The 24615-nt window shown below is 57.7% G+C and carries 21 protein-coding genes; 14 read left to right on the forward strand and 7 right to left on the reverse strand.

All coding sequences use genetic code 11. The features are described from left to right. Positions 1–21: 21 nt before the first annotated feature. The 3 genes from bfr to OSH04_RS16035 form a co-directional block, all read right to left on the reverse strand. Positions 22–501 carry a bacterioferritin gene (gene bfr, locus OSH04_RS16025; RefSeq protein WP_035268652.1) on the reverse strand — a complete coding sequence of 160 codons (480 nt, stop codon included), beginning with the start codon at positions 499–501 and terminating at the stop codon, positions 22–24. Between the two features lie 270 nt (positions 502–771). Next, positions 772–1041: a (2Fe-2S)-binding protein gene (locus OSH04_RS16030; RefSeq protein ID WP_009460253.1), complete on the reverse strand. Its 270-nt coding sequence runs from the start codon at positions 1039–1041 to the stop codon at positions 772–774. A 131-nt stretch (positions 1042–1172) separates the two neighbouring features. Continuing rightward, a complete protein-coding gene (locus tag OSH04_RS16035) occupies positions 1173–2057 on the reverse strand; it encodes a LysR family transcriptional regulator (RefSeq protein WP_026483843.1) in 885 nt (294 codons plus the stop codon). Positions 2058–2230: 173 nt separating this feature from the next. On the opposite strand from OSH04_RS16035, the gene OSH04_RS16040 reads away from it, so the two are divergent. The 9 genes from OSH04_RS16040 to OSH04_RS16080 all read left to right on the forward strand — a co-directional run bounded on the left by OSH04_RS16040 (position 2231) and on the right by OSH04_RS16080 (position 12742). Continuing rightward, the gene (locus OSH04_RS16040) at positions 2231–2851 is read left to right on the forward strand and encodes an isochorismatase family protein (RefSeq protein WP_026483844.1); all 621 of its coding nucleotides are present in this window, start codon (positions 2231–2233) and stop codon (positions 2849–2851) included. Positions 2852–2886: 35 nt separating this feature from the next. After that, positions 2887–3888: a TRAP transporter substrate-binding protein gene (locus OSH04_RS16045; RefSeq protein WP_035268657.1), complete on the forward strand. Its 1002-nt coding sequence runs from the start codon at positions 2887–2889 to the stop codon at positions 3886–3888. 58 nt (positions 3889–3946) lie between these two features. Beyond that, positions 3947–4465, forward strand: a complete 519-nt coding sequence (locus OSH04_RS16050; protein ID WP_026483845.1) for a TRAP transporter small permease — start codon at positions 3947–3949, stop codon at positions 4463–4465. Position 4466: 1 nt separating this feature from the next. Further along, positions 4467–5765, forward strand: coding sequence for a TRAP transporter large permease (locus OSH04_RS16055; RefSeq protein ID WP_060186550.1), 1299 nt, complete (start codon positions 4467–4469; stop codon positions 5763–5765). A 128-nt stretch (positions 5766–5893) separates the two neighbouring features. Further along, entirely contained in the window at positions 5894–7105 is a 1212-nt protein-coding gene (locus OSH04_RS16060; RefSeq protein ID WP_266108839.1) for a CaiB/BaiF CoA transferase family protein, read from the forward strand. Then, positions 7102–8007, forward strand: coding sequence for a hydroxymethylglutaryl-CoA lyase (locus OSH04_RS16065; RefSeq protein WP_266108840.1), 906 nt, complete (start codon positions 7102–7104; stop codon positions 8005–8007). Before OSH04_RS16060 ends, OSH04_RS16065 begins: the two co-directional genes overlap by 4 nt. Next, the gene (gene leuC / locus OSH04_RS16070; protein ID WP_266108841.1) at positions 8004–9416 is read left to right on the forward strand and encodes a 3-isopropylmalate dehydratase large subunit; all 1413 of its coding nucleotides are present in this window, start codon (positions 8004–8006) and stop codon (positions 9414–9416) included. The genes OSH04_RS16065 and leuC overlap by 4 nt, the downstream gene beginning before the upstream one ends. After that, positions 9413–10051, forward strand: coding sequence for a 3-isopropylmalate dehydratase small subunit (gene leuD, locus OSH04_RS16075; protein WP_266108842.1), 639 nt, complete (start codon positions 9413–9415; stop codon positions 10049–10051). Before leuC ends, leuD begins: the two co-directional genes overlap by 4 nt. A 564-nt stretch (positions 10052–10615) precedes the next feature. Next, positions 10616–12742, forward strand: a complete 2127-nt coding sequence (locus OSH04_RS16080; protein ID WP_060186555.1) for a TonB-dependent receptor — start codon at positions 10616–10618, stop codon at positions 12740–12742. 180 nt (positions 12743–12922) lie between these two features. Here OSH04_RS16080 and rpoN read toward each other — a convergent pair whose 3' ends face one another. Next, positions 12923–14308 (reverse strand): RNA polymerase factor sigma-54, encoded by a 1386-nt coding sequence (gene rpoN / locus OSH04_RS16085; RefSeq protein WP_009460262.1) that lies wholly within the window; start codon positions 14306–14308, stop codon positions 12923–12925. Between the two features lie 16 nt (positions 14309–14324). Between rpoN and OSH04_RS16090 the strand changes: the two genes are divergently transcribed. The 3 genes from OSH04_RS16090 to leuA all read left to right on the forward strand — a co-directional run bounded on the left by OSH04_RS16090 (position 14325) and on the right by leuA (position 16904). After that, complete coding sequence (locus tag OSH04_RS16090) at positions 14325–14879, forward strand: hypothetical protein (protein WP_009460264.1); 555 nt, start codon at positions 14325–14327, stop codon at positions 14877–14879. Between the two features lie 39 nt (positions 14880–14918). Next, positions 14919–15071: a hypothetical protein gene (locus OSH04_RS16095; protein WP_155624357.1), complete on the forward strand. Its 153-nt coding sequence runs from the start codon at positions 14919–14921 to the stop codon at positions 15069–15071. Positions 15072–15209: 138 nt separating this feature from the next. Then, the gene (gene leuA, locus OSH04_RS16100; RefSeq protein ID WP_251197007.1) at positions 15210–16904 is read left to right on the forward strand and encodes a 2-isopropylmalate synthase; all 1695 of its coding nucleotides are present in this window, start codon (positions 15210–15212) and stop codon (positions 16902–16904) included. 392 nt (positions 16905–17296) lie between these two features. On the opposite strand, the gene OSH04_RS16105 is transcribed toward leuA, so the two are convergent. From OSH04_RS16105 to OSH04_RS16115, 3 genes are all read right to left on the reverse strand, one after another. Then, the gene (locus OSH04_RS16105; RefSeq protein ID WP_266108843.1) at positions 17297–18121 is read right to left on the reverse strand and encodes a YwqG family protein; all 825 of its coding nucleotides are present in this window, start codon (positions 18119–18121) and stop codon (positions 17297–17299) included. A gap of 75 nt (positions 18122–18196) precedes the next feature. Beyond that, positions 18197–18517 carry a hypothetical protein gene (locus tag OSH04_RS16110; RefSeq protein ID WP_009463574.1) on the reverse strand — a complete coding sequence of 107 codons (321 nt, stop codon included), beginning with the start codon at positions 18515–18517 and terminating at the stop codon, positions 18197–18199. Positions 18518–18603: 86 nt separating this feature from the next. Beyond that, on the reverse strand, positions 18604–18951 hold the full coding sequence (locus OSH04_RS16115; RefSeq protein WP_009463576.1) for a DUF1840 domain-containing protein: 348 nt from the start codon (positions 18949–18951) through the stop codon (positions 18604–18606). Between the two features lie 97 nt (positions 18952–19048). Between OSH04_RS16115 and OSH04_RS16120 the strand changes: the two genes are divergently transcribed. Both OSH04_RS16120 and argS read left to right on the forward strand, forming a co-directional pair. After that, positions 19049–22801 (forward strand): phospholipase effector Tle1 domain-containing protein, encoded by a 3753-nt coding sequence (locus OSH04_RS16120; RefSeq protein WP_266108845.1) that lies wholly within the window; start codon positions 19049–19051, stop codon positions 22799–22801. Positions 22802–22922: 121 nt separating this feature from the next. Continuing rightward, a complete protein-coding gene (gene argS, locus OSH04_RS16125) occupies positions 22923–24608 on the forward strand; it encodes an arginine--tRNA ligase (RefSeq protein ID WP_266108846.1) in 1686 nt (561 codons plus the stop codon). Positions 24609–24615 lie beyond the last annotated feature (7 nt).

The raw sequence follows: 24615 nt of genomic DNA on the forward strand, positions 1-24615 counted from the left end.
CACCAGCAAGAACTGTGTCGCTTACTCGTCGTGGTCGCCCATCTGCGATTGCAGGTAGTTTTGCAGGCCCACTTTTTCGATCAGCTCCAGCTGTGTACCCAGCCAATCGATGTGCTCTTCGGTGTCGTCCAGAATCTTCAAGAACAAATCACGCGACACGTAGTCGCGGGTGGACTCACAGTACTCGATAGCCTCTACCACGGTCTGACGGGCAGCCTGTTCCAGCTTCAGGTCACAGCCCAGCAGTTCAGGCACGTTCTCACCGATCATGATCTTGTGCATGTCCTGCAGGTTGGGCAGGCCGTCCAGCATGAAGATACGTTCGATCAGCATATCGGCGTGCTTCATCTCGCCGATGGACTCGTCATACTCGTGTTTGCCCAGCTTGTTAAAGCCCCAATGGTTCAACATGCGAGCGTGCAAGAAGTATTGATTGATTGCTGTTAGTTCGTTCTTTAGCTGCTTGTTCAGATGCTGAATTACCACTTTATCGCCAAACATGCTGTTCTCCTGTAAATCTGACGGCGCTCCCCCCAAGGAGCCGCCGAGCCCCCACAAATGCCGCTCACGCCACAGATCGCACGCAGGCGCGATGCAGGCAAAAACACAGTGGGGGATGAATGTGACAGGCTACCATGCACGCATGTGCCATGGCTTAAAAAACAGCTCAACACCCAGAAAGCGTTGCACTTTTGGGTTAGTAACAGGACCAATAACAATCATTCCCACTAGCAATAGCGGGAATGGAAAATCCTGATCAAAAACACGCGCTTAGGCGCGGCAAACAAGACGGCCGAACTCAGGGGCAGGAATCAGGCTGTCGTTGGCAGCGTAATCCACCCGGGCGGTTTCAAGACTGGCAATCATGGTCTGATTGGCATAGCGTCCGCCGGGCAAATAGTCCTGAGCCGTCTCCGCGCAACAGCCACAGCAAGACGCCACGCCAAGCTGACCTTGCAGGTCTGCCAGGCTGGAAGCGCCGCCACGTACTGCTTCTTGTACTTGACGCTCGGTGATCGCGTTACATATGCAGATAAACATGAGAACTATTATTATCAAGAAACCTAAAAATATCAAGAGTCATTCTCATTAAGAACTGTCTTACCTCGATATGGCCTTGGGAATGGCTTGCAGCCTGCCTTTGCGGTCTTGGCCTGAAAACGACAGTCGCATCAATTCTGCAGTAGATGGTCCATCAACAAGCGCGCGGCGGGCGACAAGCTATAGCGGCTACGCACGCACAAGGCCACGCGGCGTGAGGTCCAGGGCTCCTTGATCACGCACAAGGCCAGGCCCAGGCTTTGTACATAGGATTCGGCCACAGAACGTGGCAACACGCCAATTCCAAGCCCCGCCTCAATCATGCGGCACTGGGCATCGTAACTGGTCACCTGCACGCGGCAACGCCAGGTGCGCTCCAGCTCGCTGGCGGCGCGTAACAGCAACAGATTGGGGTGACTGCCGGTATGCATACCTACGTAGTCAAAATCCAGCGTGTCGGCAAAGGCCAGTTCTCCCCGTCCTGCCAAAGGATGGGTAGCAGGCACCAGCAACACCAGCTCGTCCTGGCGATAGTCGTAGTACTCCACCTCCGCACTACCTACACCGCGTATCAGCACGCCCAGATCGGCATTGTTATCGGCCACCGCCTGGGCCACTCCCGCACTGATACGTTCCTCCAGCGACACCCGCACTTTGGGATGCCGCGCCATAAAGGAGCTCAAAGCCTGCGGCAAAAACTGCGTGATGGACGACAGGTTGGCCGCAATCCGCACATGCCCAGTGGCCCCGCCGGCAAAGTCGCGCATCAGCGCGCCCATGGCATCCATATCGTCCAGCAGGCGCTGGGACATGGCCGCCAATGATTTGCCCGCTGCCGTCGGATACACACCCTTGTTGCTGCGCTCGATCAGGGCTGCGCCCAGTTGCTGCTCCAGATCGCTCAGGCGCTTGCTGACCGCGGCAGGCGCAATATGAAACTGCTCGGCCGCCCCCGAGATGGTGCCGCGTTCCAGCACCAATAAAAACAGCCGTAAAGATTTGGGATCGATGTTCATAAGCCAGTATTCCATCCTAGGAAGGGCGGGTCGACAAGCACTCTGCCATCATCAATTGCGATAGCACCATCGCAATTTGACGCTGTACTCACGTCATTAGCGATGACAGACTACGCACATAATACGGAACCTGATTATTTAAGTCAGGAATAGAGAGTGAGGGGAGAAACAAGATGCGCGACAGCGACAATCTGAAAGGGGGCTTTGACGGCACCCTGCCCATGGGGCAACAACCGGCTTTGGTCGTTATCGATTTTCAACGCGGCTTTACCGAGCCTGGCTTGACGCCACTGGCCTCGAACTGCGACAGCCAGATCGAACAAACCAACACCCTGATTCGCGCCATGCGTGGCAAGGGTCGCGTTATTTTCACCATCATCGGCTACGAAGCCCATCTGGCCGACGCCAATCTTTGGCTGACCAAGGCCTCGTCCTTGCGCTGCCTGCTGCGTGGTTCGCCTGCCTGTGAGCTGGACCCGCGGCTGGACTACGACCCCGAACAAGACATCATCCTGTACAAGACCCAGGCTTCCGCCTTTTACGGCACGCCGCTGCCCGCCTTGCTGGCCCATCAGGGCTGCGACATGCTGATTGTGGCCGGTGCCACCACCAGCGGTTGCGTGCGTGCCAGCGTGGTGGACAGCTTGCAGTCGGGATTTGCCCCGTTCGTGGCTGAAGATGCGGTGGCTGACCGCTCGGCAGCCCAACATCGCAGCAATCTGATCGATATGGCCAGCAAGTACGCCGAAGTCCTGCCCTCGGCAGACTTGATCGCTCATCTACACACGCTTTAAACGCGCAACAAAAAAAGAAACCACAGGAGACTCTCATGAAAAAAGCCCTGACAGCGGCGATGGCCGCCTGCACCCTGGCGCTGGGCATCTCGCCCGCCCAAGCCCAAGAAGTTGAGCTGACTTTCTCAACCTATTTACCTCCGGCCTACGAATACGCCTGGAAACCCATCGAGAACTTCGTTCAGACCGTGGAAAAAGAAAGCCAGGGTCGCATCAAGATCAACGTGTTCCATTCCGGTCAACTGTTCGATGGCTACGAGGAGCTGCCAGCCTTGTCGCGCGGTGACGTGGATATCGTCAACATGACCAGCACGTACCCCAGCGGCACCGTGCCAGCGCTGAACATCTTTACCCTGCCATTCCTGTTTGACAGCACGGCCCACCTGAAGCGTGCCCTGGATCAAGGTCTGTTCAAGCTGGGTGCCGAGCAGGAACTGCGTGACACCCACGATGCCGTGGTGCTGGGCCTGGCCCCTTGGGACCCGTACGAGTTTTACAGCCGCAAGGCACCGATCAACTCGGCCGCGGACATCAAGGGCAAAGTCTGGGCATCGACCAGCTCCATGGACGCACGCGCCCTGCAACTGCTGGGGGGCTCACCTACCGGCATGCCGTCTTCCGAGCTGTACCTGGCCTTTGACCGTGGCGTGATCGACGCCACCCCACGTCCCTTGCTGACCGGCATTGGCCGCAACCTGTATGAAGTGGCCAAGTACCTGTCCATCGCCAACTTCGGTATTGATGTGTCCGTGCTGACCATCAACCGCAAAAAGTGGGAATCCCTGCCCCCTGATCTGCAAGAGATCATCAGCAAGGCCGCCCACCAGCGCGACGAAGAACAGTTTGAGCGCGTGAACGCCTTTATAGGCCAGGCCCTGCAACGCTACGAGCAAGCCGGTGTGACCATCAATCGTGTTGAGCCCGCTCAACTGGCCGAAATGCGTCAGCAAACCCAAGCCGCCATTGATGAATGGAGCAAGCAGGTTGAAAACGGTCCCGCTTATCTGGAACTGATCGAAAAAACCCGCCAGCCCTGATCACGCGTGACTGCGCGCCGGACCACAAACCGGCGCGCATCCCTCGTGTGGAGACACCATGAATCCACTTATTCATTTTCTGGGCGCATTTGCGCGCGGTAGCAATCGGCTCGCCATTCTGGTGGCCGAAGTTGCACTGGCCGCCCTGATGATTGCCTGCACCTACGGCGTCATTGCACGCTACGTCTTTAATAGCCCCAGCATCTACATCACCGAAGTGTGCGTGTACTTGCTGCTGGTCTGCTCCTGGCTGTCCATCGGCTGGGTTCACCTGGAAAACCGCCACGTCAGCGTGGAAGCCTTCCATATGCGCTTCTCGCCACGCGGCCAGCGCCTGGCCACCTGCATTTCGCAGCTGTGCATCTTGTTCTTCTGCCTGGTGCTGTTGTGGGCCGGTATTTCCGTGGTGGAAACAGCGATTGCCCGTAACTACCGCTCGGCCTCCATGCTGCGCTTCCCCCTGTGGATTGCCTACGGCATGATCCCACTGGGCGGCACCTTGCTGGGCCTGGCTACTCTGCGCCAGCTGTTCATCCCGAACAGTGTGGAATCCAACGACAGCATCAAGGAGTTCTGACATGGATTCCATGCTCATTTTCAGCCTGATGATGGCCTGCTTTGCCATCCTGATGGTTATCGGCACCCCCATTTTTGCCGCACTGGGTGTTGCCAGTATTTCCGGCATTCTGATGAAATCCGGCCTGGGTGGCCTGGACGTCATTCCCGCCACTTTGCACCGAGGCATGGCCAGCTATTCCCTGATCGCCATTCCGCTGTTCATTCTGATGGGTGAGGTCATTGCCCGCACCAGTATTGGCGGCAAGCTGTATCAGCTGTTCTATCTGTGGCTGAACCGCCTGCCCGGTGGTTTGGCTGTAGCCAGTGTGGGCAGCTCGGCCGTTTTCGGTGCCATGAGCGGGGTCAGCGTGGCGGGTGCCGCCACGATTGGTCGCTTTGCCATCCCAGAAATGCTCAAGCGTGGTTACTCGCCCAGCCTGTCTGGCGGCACGATTGCTGCGGCCGGTGCCCTGGCTTTGCTGATTCCACCCAGCATTGGCTTTGTGCTGTATGGCGAAATGGCGGATCAATCCATCGGCAAGCTGTTCATTGGTGCCTTGCTACCCGCCTTGATGGTCACCGTCATGATGGTGATCTATGTCGCTCTGGTTGCGATATTCAAGCCAGAGTCCGCCCCGCGCAATTCGGAAGTCGTTACCTGGGCACAGAAACTGGCCGCCCTGAAAGACATCTGGGCTGCTTCCTTGCTGATTCTGCTGGTGCTGGGCACGATCTATCTGGGTATTGCTACTCCGACAGAGGCGGCCGGTATTGGTGCTGCAGGGGCATTCATCATTGCCATTGCCTACAAGGAAATGAACTGGCGCACGGCTTTGCAGATCCTGCGCTCCACCGCCGTCACCAGTGGCATGATTTTGCTGATTCTGGCCGCAGCGCTGCTGTTTGGCTACATCATGACCCGCTTGATGATTCCGCAAAAGCTGGTGGCCCTGATTACGGCATCGTCTCAGCCAGCCTGGGTCATTCTCCTGTTTGTGCTGTTGTTCCTGATTGTCGTGGGCATGTTCCTGGATATTGTTTCTCTTATCCTGATCACCACACCTGTTTTACTGCCTGTAATTGTGGCGCTGGGCTACGATCCATTATGGTTTGGCATTGTGATGATTATTGCCTGCGAAATGGCCGTCATTACGCCGCCGGTGGGTTTGAACCTGTATGTGATCAAGGGCATTGCCCCACAAATATCGCTACAGCAGATTACACGCGGGGCTCTGCCCTTTGTGGCACTGGAAATTTTGGCGATTGTGATTTTGACAATCTTCCCCGAAATCATTCTTTGGTTACCCAGAACGCTTTAAAAAATAAAACCCGCTTCATGCGGGTTTTTTTAATTTTCCATCCACGTTTTTTACGATGGCAGCATAATATTTGATTGCTTTTCTACTTTCTTTTTCTATCCCAAAATCAATAACTGGAGGAAACAGAAATGGATAAGAACAGCTTTACCGAACCCCCGCTCAAAGGCATCAAAGTCCTGGAGCTGGGTTCCTTGATTGCCGGCCCCTATGCCGGCAGCCTGCTGGCCCAATTCGGGGCCGATGTCATCAAGATCGAACCGCCCGGCAAGGGCGACCCGCTGCGCCGCTGGCGGCAGTTGCACAAAGACACCTCCCTGTGGTGGCGCGTGCAAAGTCGCAACAAGCGTTCCATTGCGCTGGATCTGCGCCAGCCCGACGGCCAGGAGATTGCTCGTGAACTGGCCCTGCAAAGCGATATCGTCATTGAAAACTTCCGCCCCGGCGTGCTGGAACGCTGGGGCCTGGGCTGGGAAACGCTGCACGCACTGAACCCACGCCTGATCATGGTGCGCGTCTCCGGTTATGGGCAGGACGGCCCCTACCACCGTCGTCCCGGCTTTGCCGCCATTGCAGAATGTATGGGTGGCCTGCGTTATGGCACCGGCTATCCGGATAGGCCCCCTGTACGAGCCGGTGTCAGCCTGGGCGATACGCTGGCTTCGCTATACGGCACTATTGGTGCGCTGCTGGCCATGCACCATCTACGTCAGGAAGGCGGGCAGGGGCAGATGATTGATGTGGCCTTGTATGAATCTGTCTTTGCCATCATGGAAAGCCTGATTCCAGACTATCAACTGAACGGTCATCAGCGCGAACGTACCGGGGCCAGCCTGCCCGGTATCTCCCCCTCCAACACCTATCCCACCGGCGACGGTAAATGGGTAGTGATTGCCGCCAATAGTGACGCGATTTTCATCCGTCTGATGCAGGCCATGAACCGCCCTGATCTGGCCAGCGATCCACGCTTGTCCGACAACGCCGGACGTGTAGAACACAGCGCCATGCTGGACCAGACTATTGGCGACTGGACAGGCGCCCGCAGTCTGGAAGAGGTACTGAGCGTGCTGGATCTGGCGGAAGTCCCCAGCGGCAGCATCTACACCGCCGCCGACATTCTTGATGACCCGCATTACCAGGCCCGCGGCATGCTGGAGAAACACACCTTGGAGGACGGCCAGGAACTGACCATACCCGGCATCGTCCCCAAGCTAAGCCGCAGCCCCGGTGCCACCCAATGGTTGGGGCCGGAGTTGGGTGAACACACAGACAGCATCCTGCAAGAACTGGGCATGAGCCCGGAGCGCCGCCAAGCTCTGCGTGAACAAGGAATCGTGGAATGAGTACCGTGTTATTAACTGATGTCACCTTGCGTGACGGCCTGCAAATTGTGCCACGCTGGGTGCCTACGCCGGACAAGCTGCGTATCGCGCAAGCACTGCCTCGATGCGGCGTGCGCAAGATAGAGCTGACGTCCTTTACCTCGCCCAAAGCCATCCCATCCCTGGCGGATGCCGACGAGCTGGCTCGCCTGACCGCGCGCGCGCCCCAAGTCTGCTACACCGCCCTGGTTCCCAATCTGCGCGGTGCACAGCGTGCTTTAGCGGCCAATATGGACGAGCTGAACTTTGTATTTTCGGCCTCTGAAGCGCATAACCTGGCCAATCTGCGCATGAACATTGCGCAATCACTGGCCCAGCTGGAGCAAGTGCTGGAAGCGGCGGGCAAAACGCCAGTCAACGTGTCCCTGTCCACCGCTTTTGGCTGTCCCTTTACCGGCGCCGTCGCCCCCACGCACGTGATTGCACTGATGCAGCAAGTGCAGCGCATGGGAGCCAGCTCCGTCAGCCTGTGCGATACCACCGGCATGGGTTCGCCCGTGGATGTAGAACGCCTGACTCAGGCTGCCTTGAGCTTATATGGTGAACAAGGCGTCACCGGCCATTTCCATGACACCCGCGGGCTGGCTCTGGCCAATGCCTGGGCCGCATATCGCGAAGGAGGGCGTCGGTTCGACGCAGCCTTGGCCGGTTTGGGCGGTTGCCCTTACGCCCCCGGTGCCAGCGGTAATGCCAGCCTGGAAGATCTGGCCCATATGTTCCAGATCAGCGGTGTGGAAACAGGCTTGAATCTGGAAGCACTCCAGCCCTTAGCCGAAGAAATCGCAGCCCTGACGCAAGAGCCCATTCAAAGTCGCCTGCACAAAGCGGGACCCGCCTACGCCTTGAAAGTATGCCAACCATGAGCACGGCCCGCACCCTTTTTCAAAAGCTCTGGGATGCACATCGCGTTGCGACGGTAGACGATGAGCATGATCTGATCTACATAGACCGCCAGTTGTTGTACGAAGTCACCAGTCCACAAGCCTTCGAGAGTTTGCGCTTGGCCGGACGCCAAGTGCGTCGCCCGGAAACTGCGCTGACCACGGTGGACCACAACGTGCCCACGCACCGCCGCAATCAGCGTCTGGAAGATCCGTTGGCGCAGGCACAGATCGACCAGATGGAGATTAATAGCCGGGAGTTTGGCCTGCGCTACTTTGGCCTGGATGACGAGCGCCAGGGCATCATCCACGTGATCGGACCCGAGCAGGGCATGACCTTGCCCGGCTCCAGCATCGTGGCAGGAGATTCCCATACCAGCACGCATGGTGCGTTTGCGGCCTTGGCCTTTGGTATTGGCACCTCCGAAGTGGAGCATGTTCTGGCCACGCAATGCTTGGCCGCAAAACGCATGCGCAGCCTGCAGGTCGATGTGCAAGGTGAATTGCCTGCCACCAGCACCGCCAAGGATCTGGTCCTGCACATCATTGCCCGCATGGGTGCGGATGGAGGACGGGACTGTGCCATCGAATTTACCGGCCCCGCCATCCGCGCCTTGTCCATGGAAGGGCGCATGACCTTGTGCAATATGGCGATCGAAGCGGGGGCCCGTATTGGTCTGGTCGCTGTGGACGACAAGACCCTGGACTATGTGCGCGGCCGCCCCTTGGCACCAAAAGGAGAGGCATGGGACAAAGCAGAGCAGTACTGGCGCACGCTGATCAGCGATGAAGGCTGCCAATACGATCAGCACTTGCTGATCGACGCCACGCAGGTCGCCCCCACAGTCACTTGGGGCACATCGCCCGACATGGCGGCGGCCATCGACCAGCTTGTACCTGATCCATTAGCCGCTGCCACGGGCAAACAAGCTGATGCCCAACGCGCCTTGGACTATATGGCTTTGCAGGCCGGGCAGCCGCTGGCAGGCATCACCATAGACCGGGTGTTCATCGGTTCCTGTACCAATGCCCGTATTGAAGACCTGCGCAGCGCCGCTGCCATGATCAAAGGCAAACGCGTGGCCAGCACAGTGCTGCAAGCTTTGGTTGTACCCGGCTCGGGACTGGTACGTCGTCAGGCCGAGCAGGAAGGCTTGGACCAGATTTTTACGCAAGCCGGTTTTGAATGGCGCGAGCCGGGCTGCTCCATGTGCCTGGGCATGAACGAAGACCGCCTGAACCCGGGCGAGCGCTGCGCCTCCACCTCCAACCGTAATTTCGAGGGCCGGCAGGGCGCCTTGGGACGTACACACCTGATGAGCCCCGCCATGGCTGCTGCCGCTGCAATTGCGGGCCATCTTGTTGATATCCGTAACTGGGACGCCGCATGAACACACCTTTTACTTCCGTGCGCTCGCGCGTGATTGCGCTGGACCGCGCCAATGTAGACACCGACGCTATCTTACCCAAGCAGTACATGACATCCTTGTCGCGCACTGGCTTTGGACAATATGCCTTCGACAACTGGCGGTACGCGGACATTGGCTACCCCGGCAAACCACTGGACGAGCGTGAACCCATCAACAGTTTTTGCCTGCATCAGCCGCACGCCCAGGGAGCCCAGATTCTGCTCGGACGCGAGAACTTCGGCTGCGGGTCCAGCCGTGAACACGCCGTCTGGGCCTTGAAGGACTTGGGCATTGCCGTGCTGATCGCCCCTTCATTTGCCGACATCTTCCGCAATAACTGCTTTAAAAACGGCATATTGCCCATCCAGATGGCTGCGGAGCAAATTGATGGTTTATTCACCACAGCCACACAAAATCCGTGGGATGAATGGACGGTAGATCTGGAGGCCTGCATGTTGATCGGTCCCAACCAGCACATCCGTTTCCAGGTGGAGCCTGAACGCCGCCACCGCCTGCTGCTGGCGCTGGACGATATCAGCGTGACAGAGCAAAAAATGGATCAGATCCAGGCTTACGAGCAACGGCGCCGGGAACAGGAACCCTGGTTATTTAGCTAAGCATGATAGATAGAGGGGCAGCGGCGGAAGGGGACTTCTGCCGCTGCCTGCCTCCCGCCCTGCCTCCCGCCCTGGCAGTCGCAGTCGCAGTCGCAGTCGCAGTCGCAGTCGCAGTCGCAGTCGCAGTCGCAGTCGCAGTCGCAGTCGCAGTCGCAGTCGCAGTCGCAGTCGCAGTCGACAAGTATCGAAACACAGTTCAAGCCTGTTCAAGTCACAAATAGAATAATTTCTTGAGCCGCTCCCTTATTAGCCAGGAGCCATCACCGCTCCCTTGCCTCCCCCTTGCCAAGCAAAGATCACCTGTTCTTGCCAAAACTGTTCCATGGGACGCACTCCCACCCTCGCGTCAGACGAGGCCTCGATTTTGCTCAAAAATCCCCCTGAAACCCTGATTCCGGCGCGGTTTCGGAGCAAAATCGACTACTCCGTCTACTTATACCCATAAGTTTTTTAGGGTCGTTTTTATATCACAAAGGCGCCTAACTGCTTGAAGCACCTACAAGCAAATGCTACAAATGAAACATTAATGAGAATCATTTTTATTTATATTTAACTTACAGATCCATGCGCATTTCTCATCTTATTGGCCTGAGCCTGCTCAGCGCGGGCAGCAGTTGGGCTCAATCTTCCGATGCTCCCCCAGTTACGTCTTTGTCCACCATTGAAGTCAAAGCCAGCGAATACATTGACTTGCCGCCCGCTTATGAAGGCAATCATGTCGCTACCGGCGGCAACCTGGGTTTGCTGGGCAACCGGGATGTCATGAACACTCCCTTTAGCACCATCAACTACACCAGCGACTACATCGAAGATCTGCAAGGTCAGGAACTGCGCATTCTGATCAGCAAGAACGATCCTTCCGTACAGACCCCCGGTGCAGGTGGAACGGGCGGCAAAGACACCATGTATATACGGGGTTTCCGTGCCGGTGACGTGTCTCTAAATGGTTTGCAAGGTTTGACCAGTGGCCGCCGCGTGATGGCCATCGCAGAGCGTTTAGAAATTCTCAAAGGCCCCTCTGCCGTGCTGAACGGCATGAATGCCAGCAATGATGTGGGCGGCTCAATCAATCTGGTGTCCAAGCGCGCCACGGATGATCCCATTAGCAACGTCACCCTGTCCTACATCCAGCCTTCCCAATTCGGGACGCATCTGGATCTGGGCCGCCGTTTCGGGGAATCCAATGAATTGGGCCTGCGCTTGAACGGCGTATTCAAGGACGGCGAGGGCGTGGTGGACCACCGCACCAATCGCGACAAGCTGATTTCTCTGGGGGCCGACTATCGCCTGGGCACAGTCAAACTGTCTGCCGACCTGTACCACCTGGAAGAATACATTTCCGGTCTGAACCGGGGCGTGCGTCTGGCCAAGGGGCTGGACAAGAACCCATTGCCCTCACCACCTAAAGGCAATGTCTTGCTGGGCGTACCGTGGGCGGCTGGCCTGACGCGTGAAACCACCGCACTGGTACGTGCAGACTGGGCTGCCAACGACAAGTTGGCGGTCTACGGTTCTGCGGGTTACAGCAAGTCCGAGATGAGCAACTACAACACCAAGGGCAGCACCTTGCTGAACGAGCAAGGGGACCTGAAACTGGCTGCGACCCGCCGCAACAATACCGGCTACAACCTGGCCGCCAATAGTGGTCTGTTCTACAACTTCGACACCGGCTCCGTGCACCACACCATCAGCGCCGGAGTGGACTGGAACCGCAAAAGCTCGCGCAGCGACAACACGTCCATCAAAGGCTGGTCCGAGACCATCAATATTTACGACCCAGACTACCCGGCTCGTCCCTATGTCCCCATGAATGGGCTAAGTGCGCCTAACGTCAGCTATCTGTACAGTGCAGCGTTAGCCGATACCCTGTCTTTTGCGGATGGCAAATATCAGCTGACGCTGGGCCTGCGCCAGCAGTGGGTCAGCACCAAAGACAAAAGCGGCAAGAGCGACAACTACAGCAAGAATGCACTGACGCCCACCATTGCCGGTGTCTGGCAATTGCGTGACGACTGGATGCTGTACGCCAACTATGCCGAGGGTCTGACACAAGGAATGATCGTCGGTGACGACTACGCCAACGAAGGCCAGATCTTCGCGCCCCAGAAAACACGTCAATACGAAATCGGGATGAAGTACGACAGCGGGGATTACGCTCTGACAGCGGCCCTGTTCGACATCACCCAACCCAATAGCTACGAGAGCGCTGAACGTTTCAACGGCAAGCCCAACCTGAGCTACGACGGCCGTCAGCGCAACCGAGGGGTCGAAGTGCAGGTCTTTGGTCAAATTGCCGAAAACTGGCGTTTGACCGGTGGTATTGCCTACCTGGACCCCAAGATTCGCAAGGCCAGCAACCCGAGCAACGAAGGGCGTATGGCCGTGGGCCTGTCCCGCTGGGTCGCCAAAGCCGGAATTGAATGGGATACGCCTTTTGTTCAGGGCCTGACCTTGAATGCCAACCTGCACAGCCAGTCCAAGCAATATGCCGACGCCAGCAACAGCTACTACATGCCGGGCGTGACCACCTATGACCTGGGCATGCGCTACAAAACGCGCTTTGCCGGCAAGGAAGTGACCTTGCGCGCCAGCCTGGAAAACGTGGGTAATAAGGCCTACTGGGTCGTGCCCTTGAGCAATGGCCAAGGTTCGCCACGTACCTTCCTGGCTTCGGCCACCATGAAATTCTAAGTAGACCAGCGATCCCCCTGCCATCCAGTTCTCCGTCTGGCTAGCAGGGTCTAACTCCGCTTTTGCAGGGCCTGTTCATGCGTGTATGCGGGCCCTGTTTTTTTTTGACAGGTCTTGTCAGCCAGAACGGTGAGCCTCTGGGCCCACCAAGCATCTTTAAGCTGCTATGGCGTTTAGCTCCTAAACTCCAGCCGCCGCCCGCATCTTGCGTTGTGAAGCTGGTGCCAAACCTTCCGCTTCCCGGTACTTCGCCACCGTACGGCGCGCCAAAGTCAGGCCCTGAGCCTGCAAGAGGTCGGTAATCTGCTGGTCCGACAAAGGCTTGGCTGGCGACTCGTCACGAATCATCTGCGCGATCTGTGCCCGTACCGAAGCCGCCGACAGATCAGCCTTGCCATCAGCACTGGCCAAGGCCACGGTAAAGAACTGTTTAAGCTCCATCACCCCATGCGGTGTTTGCATGTACTTTTGCCGCGTTGCACGAGAAATCGTAGACTCGTGCAAATCCAGCTCGGCTGCCAGATCGGCCAATTGCATGGGTTTGAGCGCCGACACACCTTGCGTGAAGAAGTCCTGCTGCATCTGCACAATCGCTTGGGCCACCCGCAAAATCGTCACGAAACGGCTGTTAACGCTGCGCAGCAAGCCGGTCGCTTTTTGGCGCTCTGCCAGCAAGGCAGGGTGCGCTTCAATTTCGTAATCGTGCAGATTCACCAATTGCAGGCGCGGCACAGCCAGGGGATTCAAGGCCGCCTGCCAATTGTCCTTGCCGCGAATCAACAGCACATCGGGTACCACATAAGCCGAGACGTCCTGCGTCCAGGCCCGCCCCGGCTTGGGGTCCAGCTTCAAGACCAGATGATGGGCGCGCTCGACCAGCTCGGCCGAATAGCGGCCGGCACAGCGCTGACGCAACTGACTAGGAGAGGCCAGAATGCCGACATGCTCGCGCACCAGATAGCGGGCGCAGTCGAGCAAGGCAGGTTCCAATTGCTGAGCCTGTTGCATCAGTTGCAAGTCCAGACACTCGGCCAGATCCCGCGCACCGACACCGGCCGGGTCCAGGGACTGCACCTGGGCCAGCGCACAGCGCAAATCACTTTCATCAATATCCAGCTCGTCGGGCAGGCAGTCCAGCACCTCTTCCAGCGAGACGGGCAGGTAGCCGTTATCGTCCAGCTCATCGATCAATAACTGGGCCAAAGCGCGGTCACGGTCGCTCAAACGCAACAGTCCCAGCTGCTCGCTTAAATAAGCCGCCAAGTCCTGGGCAATGGCCGATTCAGGGGTCCAGTCAGGGTCGTCCGAATCTCCCTGATGTTTGGGAAACTCAAGGCTCGCCCACGAGGATTCCGCCTCGCCCGAAGCGGCTTCGGGCAATGGCTCGGCGGCGACATCCGTCTGCACGTCCAGACGTTCCAGCAAGGGGTTATCCAGCAAAGCTTGAGCCAACTCCTGCTCCAGCTCGGCCCCCGATAGCTGCAACACTTTAATAGACTGTTGCAATTGCGGCGTCAAAACCAGCGTTTGCTGCTGGCGTAAATCTAGTGACTGACGCGTAAGCATAGGTACAATCGTTTCCATGAAAACTGACAACGCCCAGACACCCACCGCCAACGATAGTCAGGCTCTGCGCAGCACACTGTTCAAGCTGTGCGCCACGGCCACTATTATCTGCACCGTAGTCACTATCGTGGTCGCCATTATCTGGTGGGACCTGCTCAACCGTCTTATCAGCTTTGGGCGTGGCCTGGATTACTCCGGCCTGCAGGCCTTGAGCATTCAAAACCTGGCGCTGATCAAGCAATACAACCCGTTTTTCTGGTGGACGGTCGTGGGCGTCATAACCCTCATTATTGCCTATCTTTTGTATGGCTTCGTACAAGGGGTCATGCGACGCAACCAGCAACGCATTATCGACGAGTCCACGGTAGCTCAACTGGCCCGATCACTCAGCCGTCCGGCCCGTGAAGTGATTTTGTGGTGCTGGCCCGACCAGCGCAGCCCGTTGACTGTGGGCGATTTACAACGAGCCCATAGCGAGTTGCGCTCCGGACGTTTTAGCAAAATCGAACTGGCCGAGCAGCAAAGCCGCCTGCTGCAAGCCGACTACGAACGTCACGAGCCACAAGCCTAAAGCTTGCCTTCCTGTTTTTTTTGTGTTTGACTAACGGTCATGACTCACGCACGCCAATTCTCCTACGCCTGCCAAGGTTTCAGCCCCGCCGCTGAAGCAGCCTTGTCGCGTTCCGTGCGTGAAGGCCGTTCTTCGGCCCCTGCCTCCAGCCTATCCCAGCTGCTACTACTAGCGTCCGGTTGCCGGGCCTAGTGTCCCGTGGCAGTTCGGCAGCCAATACTCAGCCACATCTACGTCATTTGTGCCGCCACCGGCCTACGTAAATGCTGCAATCGCTGGTGACGGCAAGAAGTAATCAACACTTTTTGTCCGACAGGTATCCCCATGGCAATGCTGAAAAACCCCTCTCAAAAGTATCGTCCTTTTGTCGCCTTTGATCGCGACTTCACTGAACGCACCTGGCCTTCCAAGCGCATTACCAAAGCGCCCATCTGGATGAGCACTGACTTGCGTGACGGCAATCAGTCCCTGATCGAGCCCATGAACGTGGCTCGCAAACTGCGCTTTTTCGAGCAACTCGTCAAAATCGGTTTCAAGGAAATCGAGGTCGGTTTCCCATCCGCATCGCAGACCGACTTCGATTTCGTTCGCAAGCTGATCGACGAAAACCGCATTCCTGAAGATGTCACCATCATCGTCCTGACGCAGTCGCGCGAAGACCTGATCAAGCGCACGGCTGAAGCGGCTGCCGGTGCCAAACGCGCCATCATTCACTTGTACAACGCTTGTGCACCCGCCTTTCGCAAGATTGTTTTCAACTTGAGCAAGGACGAGATCAAGGAAATTGCCTTGACCGGTACACGCCTGGTCAAGAACGAAGTGGCCAAGTATCCGCAAACCCAATGGGGTTACGAATACTCGCCCGAAGTGTTCAGCACTACCGAGCCCGAATTTGCTCTGGAGGTGTGCAACGCCGTCGTGAAAGCCTGGGGTCCAGCCGCTGACGAACGTGTCATCCTGAACTTGCCCGCTACGATTGAGGCCACCACACCCAATATGTACGCCGACCAGATCGAATGGATGCACAACAATCTGGAACAGCGCAGCAACGTCACCTTGAGCGTGCACCCGCACAACGACCGTGGCACTGCGGTCGCTGCCGCTGAACTGGCTGTGATGGCGGGCGCAGACCGTATCGAGGGCTGCTTGTTCGGTAGCGGCGAGCGCACCGGCAACGTTTGCCTGGTGACCTTGGCCCTGAACTTGTACACCCAGGGCGTAGACCCTGAACTGGACTTCTCGGACATCGACGAAGTGCGTCGCACCGCCGAGTACTGCAACCAGTTGCCCGTGCACCCACGCCACCCTTACGCGGGCGATCTGGTCTTTACCGCTTTCTCCGGCTCCCACCAGGACGCCATCAAGAAAGGTTTGGCCCAGCAAAAAGCCGACGAAATCTGGGAAGTCCCTTACCTGCCTATCGACCCGGCCGATCTGGGCCGCAGCTACGATGCGGTGATCCGCGTCAACAGCCAGTCGGGCAAGGGCGGTGTGTCCTACTTGCTGGAACAAGAGCACGGTCTGGTCTTGCCACGCCGCATGCAAATCGAATTCAGCCGCGCCATTCAGCGCGTCACCGACTCTTCCGGCAAGGAAGTGACGCCTGCAGATGTGTACGGCATTTTCGAATCCGAATACCTGAACTGCAAGAAGCACTACAAGCTGCTCAAGCACAACATCATCAGCCAGCCTCACGCCGACAGCGGCCAGCAATTCACGATTGAAGTGGATGTGGAGCACGACGGCCAGGTTCGCACCCTGAAGGGTTCGGGCGAAGGTGCGATCTCTGCTTTTGTGAATGCCTTGGATCTGTCCATCAAGATCATGGACTACAACGAGCACGCCATCGGTTCCGGTGCTGAAACCCGCGCTGCCGCTTACGTGGAAATGCGTATCGGCGACAGCCCATCGGGCTTTGGTGTGGGCATCCACGCCGACATCGTGACTTCCTCCTTCCTGGCGATCTTGAGTGCGGTTAACCGCCACACCATCGCCCAGCAAGAAGCTGAAGCCACCACGGCTTAATACCGTCTTCATGTCGCGACTTGGGTGGTGATCCCACCCAAGCGCCCGCCCGGTTCACCATAACCGCGCCTGACCCGCTTTCGCAGCCCGGCTTATCGTCGCTCTGCCCGCAACCCGCCCACAAGGCGGGTTTTTCGTGGGCGGGCCATTAGTCTGTGGCCCCACACCGTAGATAAACCGGACTCGGCCAGGTCTGACCGGACTGGACCTGGTCAGTTTGACTAGCCCAGTTGGCTCGGCTGTTCGGCTGTTCGGCTGTTCGGCTGTTCGGCTGTTCGGCTGTTCGGCTGTTCGGCACCAGAGCGTAAAGCCAATGCTCGCGGCACAGTACAAATGGCTGTGCCAATATGCCTCTAAACGACCAATCTCACCACACGGCGCTTGCCCCCTGTTTAGCCGCAATCCACTTGAAGACGGCTGAAGTCCTTGGCGCGCAGCTTGTCCTCTTCAATAAAGGCCATCAAACGGGCACCATCTTGCCAGCACCAGTTCAACTCATCATGGGACTGCAAGGTCAGCAGTGAACGCCACGGCGACTGACTGGGATACTTGTCCTGCGTCGGCGTAGGGTCATAGCCCAGGCTGTCCCAAGAGGGGCGACCCAGCAGATAGTCGCGCGGCAAGTCGCCGCTTTCTTCCAGCTCCTCAAACCAGTCATACAGCTCGTCCATATCCACTGGCCAATCCTTGCGCAGCTCTTCATGGCGAGGAATATCAATGCAGTTTTCGAACAGCACTTCCCGACTTGCTGTACCCCAATCATGAGGGGCCTGAAGTTCTTGAAAATCAGTGGTGTCCGGCCAGTAAAAAGCCTTCAGATAGTCCTCATCGCGCCAGAAAATGGCGTCTTCCTGATCCATACCGTAAAACAGCGACAGCAGCCCGCTCGTGGGCAAATTCGCTGGGCGATCCGGTCCTTCCGGCAGCTCCGCAAAATTGATCTGGCCGACAAATAAATATTCACCGTCCGGATGCTCGGGCCAAGTAAAGCCTGGAGGAACCATAGGTTGGCCACCAAAGCGGCTTTGCAAAGGCTGACCCTGGCCTTTCCCCAAACGGATCGCAACCGCCGGTTGCGCCAGGTCCAGAAAATACTGTTTATGCGCTTGCAGCACAGGTGAGGCATCAAGGTACTTTTCTAGCGTGTTCAGATCCATGGCGCTGGGAAGGAAGAAGTTGAAGATGGTGCAGGCAAGGATAAGGGTGTCACAGCACACACGGCAACCCTTGCCGAAGAATCAGAAAGAAAAAAAACCGGCCCAAGAGCCGGTTTTTGTTTGCCTTGCCGCAGATCAGTACGTGACCGCCAAACCCGGCAAATCCACAGTAACTTGCATGGAGCCCACCGCTTGCAAGCAATGACGTGCAAATTCCTGGGCGCGCTCATCGTCTTGCGACAGCAGCGTGTAACCCAGGGCATCGGCCACGCCCATAATCTTGTCCAGCAACAGCACTTTGCCGCTGGCCCGCAGGGGTTCACAGCCAAGCTCTTGCCAGGTGCGATCAAACCAGTCACGCGATTGCTTGCCGCTGTCCGCATCAATGGTTTGTATAGGAGTGACCAGCTCTATGTGCTGGCGAGGACTAAAGATCACAAGCACCATAGCGCTCATAGACGATCTCCGAAAAAAAATAGATCAACTTTGGAGCTTAAGCAAAGAAGGCCTGCCAAATTGTCGGCAGGCCGACATTCCAGGGACTACCAGGAGCTATCAGCCGGTTCCCACATCACCGGCACGCCAGTGTTATTCGCCTGCCGCAACATATCCAGCAAAGGATAGGCGCGTTGGCTGAAACTCACGGCCTGTGAAATCGGGTGTTCCTTTTCATCGTCTTCGTCCTCGTGGGGCGAATGCTTGTTTTCCCGGTCCTGCCCGATCGCTCGCTCAATATTGCCAATAGCTTCGGACAGTTGCTCTGCCGTGAACACGCCACGCTCGGGCAAACCATCAGGATAGGAACGCCCCGCGGCCCGGAGAATAGGCATGGCATGTTCAGAGAACATCAGAACATCGGCGGCGGCTTTGCTTTTAAAGACGACTAGCATACGGTTTCTCCTTATGGATCTTTGTGTTTCTGATTCGACTTTCAGGATACACACCCCTGCAAGATAGCAGGATTTTCCCCGTCTTGGAGAGTCCTTCATGCCTGCCGCGTTTCTGCCATGGTTAATCTTGCTCTTGACCACCTTGCCGTCCCTGGTCTGGTCACAAAGCTCGCTTGAATGCCCATTGCCTCCATCTTCCACCCGCTGCGCACCAGCGGCCGCCTTGGGAGAACAGGCCGAGCCCGCAACGGATATGGGTTTGCTCAATCCAGTGGATTTGCTCAGCGGACAAAAATACCAAAGTGATACAGACCTGCCGCTAAGCCAGGCCTGGCCTTTGCTGCAATTACAGCGTCATTGGAATGGGCAGGGGCGAAACCCCACACCGACACTTGGGCAAACTGGCTGGGCCTTGAATTACGACCTGCAATTGCGGCAGCAAGGCCATGCCTTGTTCATGCCGGATGGAAGACAAACGCGCTTGTACCCACCTGCACAGCGGCAAAGTTCGGGCTGGTTCTGGCAAGGGCCGAATGGTTTGATTCTGCGGTTTGATGAGCAGGGCTGGTTAATCCATGTGCGTATATCTACCCAGCAGTGGCTGGATATAGAACGTTTTGCGGGCACGCATCCGCAGGCGTATGCGGTTAACACTGTCCGTAATCATTTGGGCCAAGCGCTGGTGTTTGACTGGGAAAGCCAAACGCAGGAGTCGGTGTCGCTACCAGGGCCGGAGCAGAGTCAAGAACCAGGACAAAACCAAACTCAAGTTCAGGCATCAGGACAGGTTCAATCCCAAACTAAAACCAGTTCCCTGACCCATGTCACAAGAGCGGTAAGGGCAGCGGGAACGGCCGCAGTAGCAGCGACGACGGAGGCAACTACGGCTACGGCTACGGCTACGGCTACGGCTACGGCTACGGCTACGGCTATCAATATTAAAACCCCGGCCGGGCCGTTTCGCTTGCTTCTGGAACAGCAGGATCAACAAATCTGGCTGGCCAGCGTCAGCCGTCCGGACGGCATGCAACGCCTCTATCATCCAGCCCCCGCAGCTTGGTCGCACCGTTTGGGTGGCAGCAGCCTGCAAGCACCGGGGCAAGCCCCTCAGCCAGTCCAACAATGGGAGTACGACGCCCAAGACCGAGTCAATAGGTTGATCTCCCACGCCTTCAAGCAAGACTGGACGGCACGCTATGAGCCAGGTCTGAGCGAATGGTCCATAGGTACGGAGCGACATCGCTTCTATTACCGAGACTATCAAGGCCTGCAGCGGCTACAAAAGCTGGAAAGTCGTTTGTGTAGGGACTGCCCGGTCCACAGCACGGAGTGGCAATATGACCCGCAAGGGCGCTGGTTGCAGGCCGGACCTTGGACAGCGCAACGCCGGGCAAATGGAACGCTCTCTCGACTGGAGAAAAGGCAGGGCGGCTGGGGAGCATTACGTTTGGAGCTGGATGAAAAAGGGCGCTTGCAAAGCTGGGCCACCAGCCAGCATGGAAGCGAAACACGGCGCTGGAACCCGAATGGCAAACTGACGTACCTCGAATATGCCGAAGGAGGCGCGCTCCAAATTCAATACGACCAACAGGGACGCCTGAGCAGTCTTGAGCATCAGCAAGGTCAGGACACTGAACGCAGTGAGCTGGACTGGCTCGGGCCTGGCGCGCTGCGTATTCGTCATCCCACAGAAACGCAATGGCTCAAATTGCGGGCCGGTTTACTACAAGAGCGCCGCTTGGAACGCCGCCATAGTCCCGGCCAACGCTGGACCGAGCGCTTTGAGTACGACGAGCAGCGCAAGCTGACGCGGCACACCCTGCCGGAAGGTGGCCAGCTACGCTATCACTGGGACGAAAGCGGACGATTGCTGTCTCTGGAGTGGATCAAGCAAACCGGGCAAAGCCAGACCGTGATCCACGCACAAGAGGTGGGCTATGCCTGGGGAAATGGCCTGCAACTGATCAGCCATGCGAACAGCAGCGGGCAAGCGGTGGATTTGATGCTTTTGCAGCCGGATGGCAAACCTGCCTGGACACAAGCCCGCCGTCTGGATGCCCAAGGCAGGGTGCTGGAGGATCGTCATGAATACCCGCTGCTACAGCAAACCCGTCATTGGCTCTTGCACTACGACGCCCAAAGCCGGCTCATCGCTTTCCGCCAGGACCAGACAGAACCCGAACAGTGGCTGGCCTGGAGCCACAACGGTGGCCTTGCTGCACGCCACCCGAAGCCAGCCGCCTCCATTCAGCGTTCTCCCTCCGGCACGGCGAAAGCCGTCGGAAACCTGAATCTGGACTACGGCCCCAACCGTCGCTTGAAGCGTGTGCAAACAGCAAGCTCCACACTGGTCGAATACCGGCACGATGCCTTTGGCCAACGTATCTGGCGCCAGCAAGGCAATCAAGAGCGTGCCTTCTTCTTTCACGGCCAGCAATTAATGGCTGAGCTGGATTTACCAGCTACACCCGGCCAGCTCATCTCCAGGCGCTATCTGTATGCCGGGCTGACACCAATAGGCATGATTGTTTATCAGCCAGACGGACAAGGGCAGCTGTATTACCTGCATAGTGATTTGATGGGAGCTGTGCGGCTGATTAGCGATCAGCAAACCCAGCCGGTTTGGGCTGCCGACCTGAACCCTTTAGGACGGGCCGAGCCTTTGCTTGAAACCCTGGAATTCAACCTACGCCTGCCGGGGCAGTACGCGGAATCGGCTACCGGCTGGCACGACAATCTCTTGCGTACCTATCTACCCGATCACGGGCAGTATCTGGAAGCGGACCCTCTAGGACCATGGCCGCAGACCCAGGCCGTGGGTTACGCACAGCAACAGCCTTTGCGTCATATTGATCCCACCGGCCTGCTCCTGTTCGCCTTTGATGGCACACGACAGGCTCCTATTACCAATAGCAATGTGTGGAAACTGTCGCAGTTGTATCAGGATGGAGCGGTGCATTACACCGAAGGGCCGGGGGATCCAGTCACCCTGAACTGGGATGCACTGACTGCTTGGCGAGCGGGGCAGATTCTGGAGTCGCAATGGAACAATTTTCTGAATCGCATGCAGGAACAAGGCCCGGCTCCTATCGCTGTACCCGTGGACTTGCTGGGTTTTTCTCGGGGAGCGGCACTGGCACGAGACTTTTCCAATCGAATTCTGGACCACGTGCAGCAGGGCTGGTTTGTGCTGAATGATCCGCAGCGCGGCGCCATCCGTGCCTGCATCACGCCCCGTTTTTTAGGGCTGTTCGACACCGTGGCCCAGTTCGGGCTGGGAGGCGGCAGCAACTCCCAATACCGCCTGGGTGTGTCTGACGCCTGGAGCTGGGTTGCTCATGCCGTCGCCATGCATGAACACCGCGCCTACTTCCCTTTAAGCGCCCTGGCAGAGGCCATGAACACCGTGGAAATGCCTTTTATCGGCGCGCACAGCCAAATTGGCGGCGGTGCGCTGCCGGATGAAAACGAAGAAACCATCAGCGATCTGGATAAGGTAGCGCTGGCCTGGATGCATTGGCAGGCCAGGGCGACGGGCCTGACGCTGGCGGAACTGGCGCACACAGACCTTAGCGTCCTTCACCCTGTATTACTGGACATGCGCCTGCCTGGGCTGCGACTGACTAAAGGCAGTTTGCGGGGTGTGGACTATCACGGAGCGGGTCGAAACCTGATGTATCAGGACCTGCATCCACGTCTGGGGCAGGCTACCCAACAATCCATTGAAACCGTGATCAAACGCCATAACAGCTGGCGCATCCGTCCCGGAAATCAAGTGGGTTGGGTAGACATGGACGCTTACGATACGTGGTTACATAACCACCTGGGATGGGAGCGCCAGGCTTCTTGAAAAGAATTTGGCGTCAAATCACGCTATCATGTGGGGCTATCCGGCGGGCCAATGTCGCGCCTTCCATCTGGGGCGTGTTCCACACGCCGCAGTTGTCTTTCTACCAATCCAGACCTTTCCTATGCTTGCTGAGCAACAATCTCAATTAATCGCCTGCCTCCAGGCTGCCGTCCGTGCCATCTTGCCCCAGGCTGAACCCAACATCACGCTGGAGCGCCCCAAAGTGGCTGCGCACGGTGATGCTGCCTGCAATATTGCCATGCAACTGGCCAAACCAGCCGGTCGCAACCCGCGCGAGCTGGCTCAGCAAATCGTCGATACCCTCCTGGCTGATCCGAACGCCGCCGCTTTGCTGGCAGGCGCGGAAATTGCCGGTCCGGGCTTTATCAACTTTCGTCTGTCCACCGCCACGCATCAGGCCGTCTTGAAGACCATTGCTGAACAGGGCGATAACTTCGGTCACCTTGCTCCTACCCAGGAAAAACTGATGGTGGAGTTCGTGTCGGCCAACCCGACCGGCCCCTTGCACGTGGGCCACGCCCGCCAAGCCGCGCTGGGCGACTCGCTGTGCCGCGTATTCAGCTCCCAAGGCTACGACGTAACCCGCGAGTTCTACTACAACGACGCCGGTAACCAGATCGACAACCTGACCACCAGCGTACATGCCCGTGCCCGTGGCATCGAGCCCGACAGCGAGCAATTCCCCGCTGACGGCTACAAGGGCGACTACATTCTGGATATCGCCCGCGACTACCAGGCCGGTGCAACGGTTCAGGCTGCCGATGGCGCCTCCGTCACCGCCAGTGGTGATCTGGACAATTTGGAAGACATCCGCCGCTTTGCCGTGGCCTACCTGCGCCGCGAGCAGGATCTGGACTTGCAGGCTTTCGGCCTGAAGTTCGACAACTTCTACCTGGAAAGCTCGCTGTACACCTCCGGCAAGGTTGAAAAAACCGTGCAGGCCCTGATCGACGCCGGTCACACTTACGAGCTAGACGGCGCGCTGTGGCTGCGCACCACCGAACTGGGCACAGGCGACGACAAAGACCGCGTGATGCGCAAATCCGAAGGCGGCTACACCTACTTCGTGCCGGACGTGGCCTACCACGTGGCCAAGTGGGAACGCGGTTTCCACCACGCCATCAATATTCAGGGCTCCGACCACCATGGCACCATTGCCCGTGTGCGCGCTGGCCTGCAAGGTCTGGGTCTGGGTATCCCCAAGGAATTCCCGGCCTATATCCTGCACAAGATGGTCAAAGTCATGCGCAATGGCCAGGAAGTGAAAATTTCCAAACGCGCAGGCAGCTACGTCACCTTGCGTGACCTGATCGAATGGGTAGGCCAGGACGCCGTGCGCTTTTTCCTGATCCAGCGTCGTGCCGACTCCGAATTCGTATTCGATATCGATCTGGCCCTGTCCAAGAGCGAAGAAAACCCGGTTTACTACATCCAGTACGCCCATGCCCGTATCAACTCCGTGTTGAACCAGTCGGCAGAACTGCTGAATCAGGTTCCTCAGGCCGACATCACGCCTTTGACCGCCCCCACCGAAATCGCCCTGCTGCAACGCCTGTCCGAATACCCCAATGTGCTGGCCCAATCCGCTCGCGAATTGGCTCCTCACCACATTGCCTTCTGGCTGCGCGACTGCGCGGCGGACTTCCACTCCTGGTACAACGCCGAGCGCGTGTCGGTAGACGACACCACCTTGCGTCTGGCCCGTCTGCGTCTGGCCCAGGCCTGCGCCCAAGTCATTCGCAATGGTCTGAACCTGCTGGGTGTGTCCGCACCCGAACGTATGTAAACCCATA

The organism is Alcaligenes nematophilus, from assembly GCF_026344155.1.
Lineage (GTDB): Bacteria > Pseudomonadota > Gammaproteobacteria > Burkholderiales > Burkholderiaceae_B > Alcaligenes > Alcaligenes phenolicus.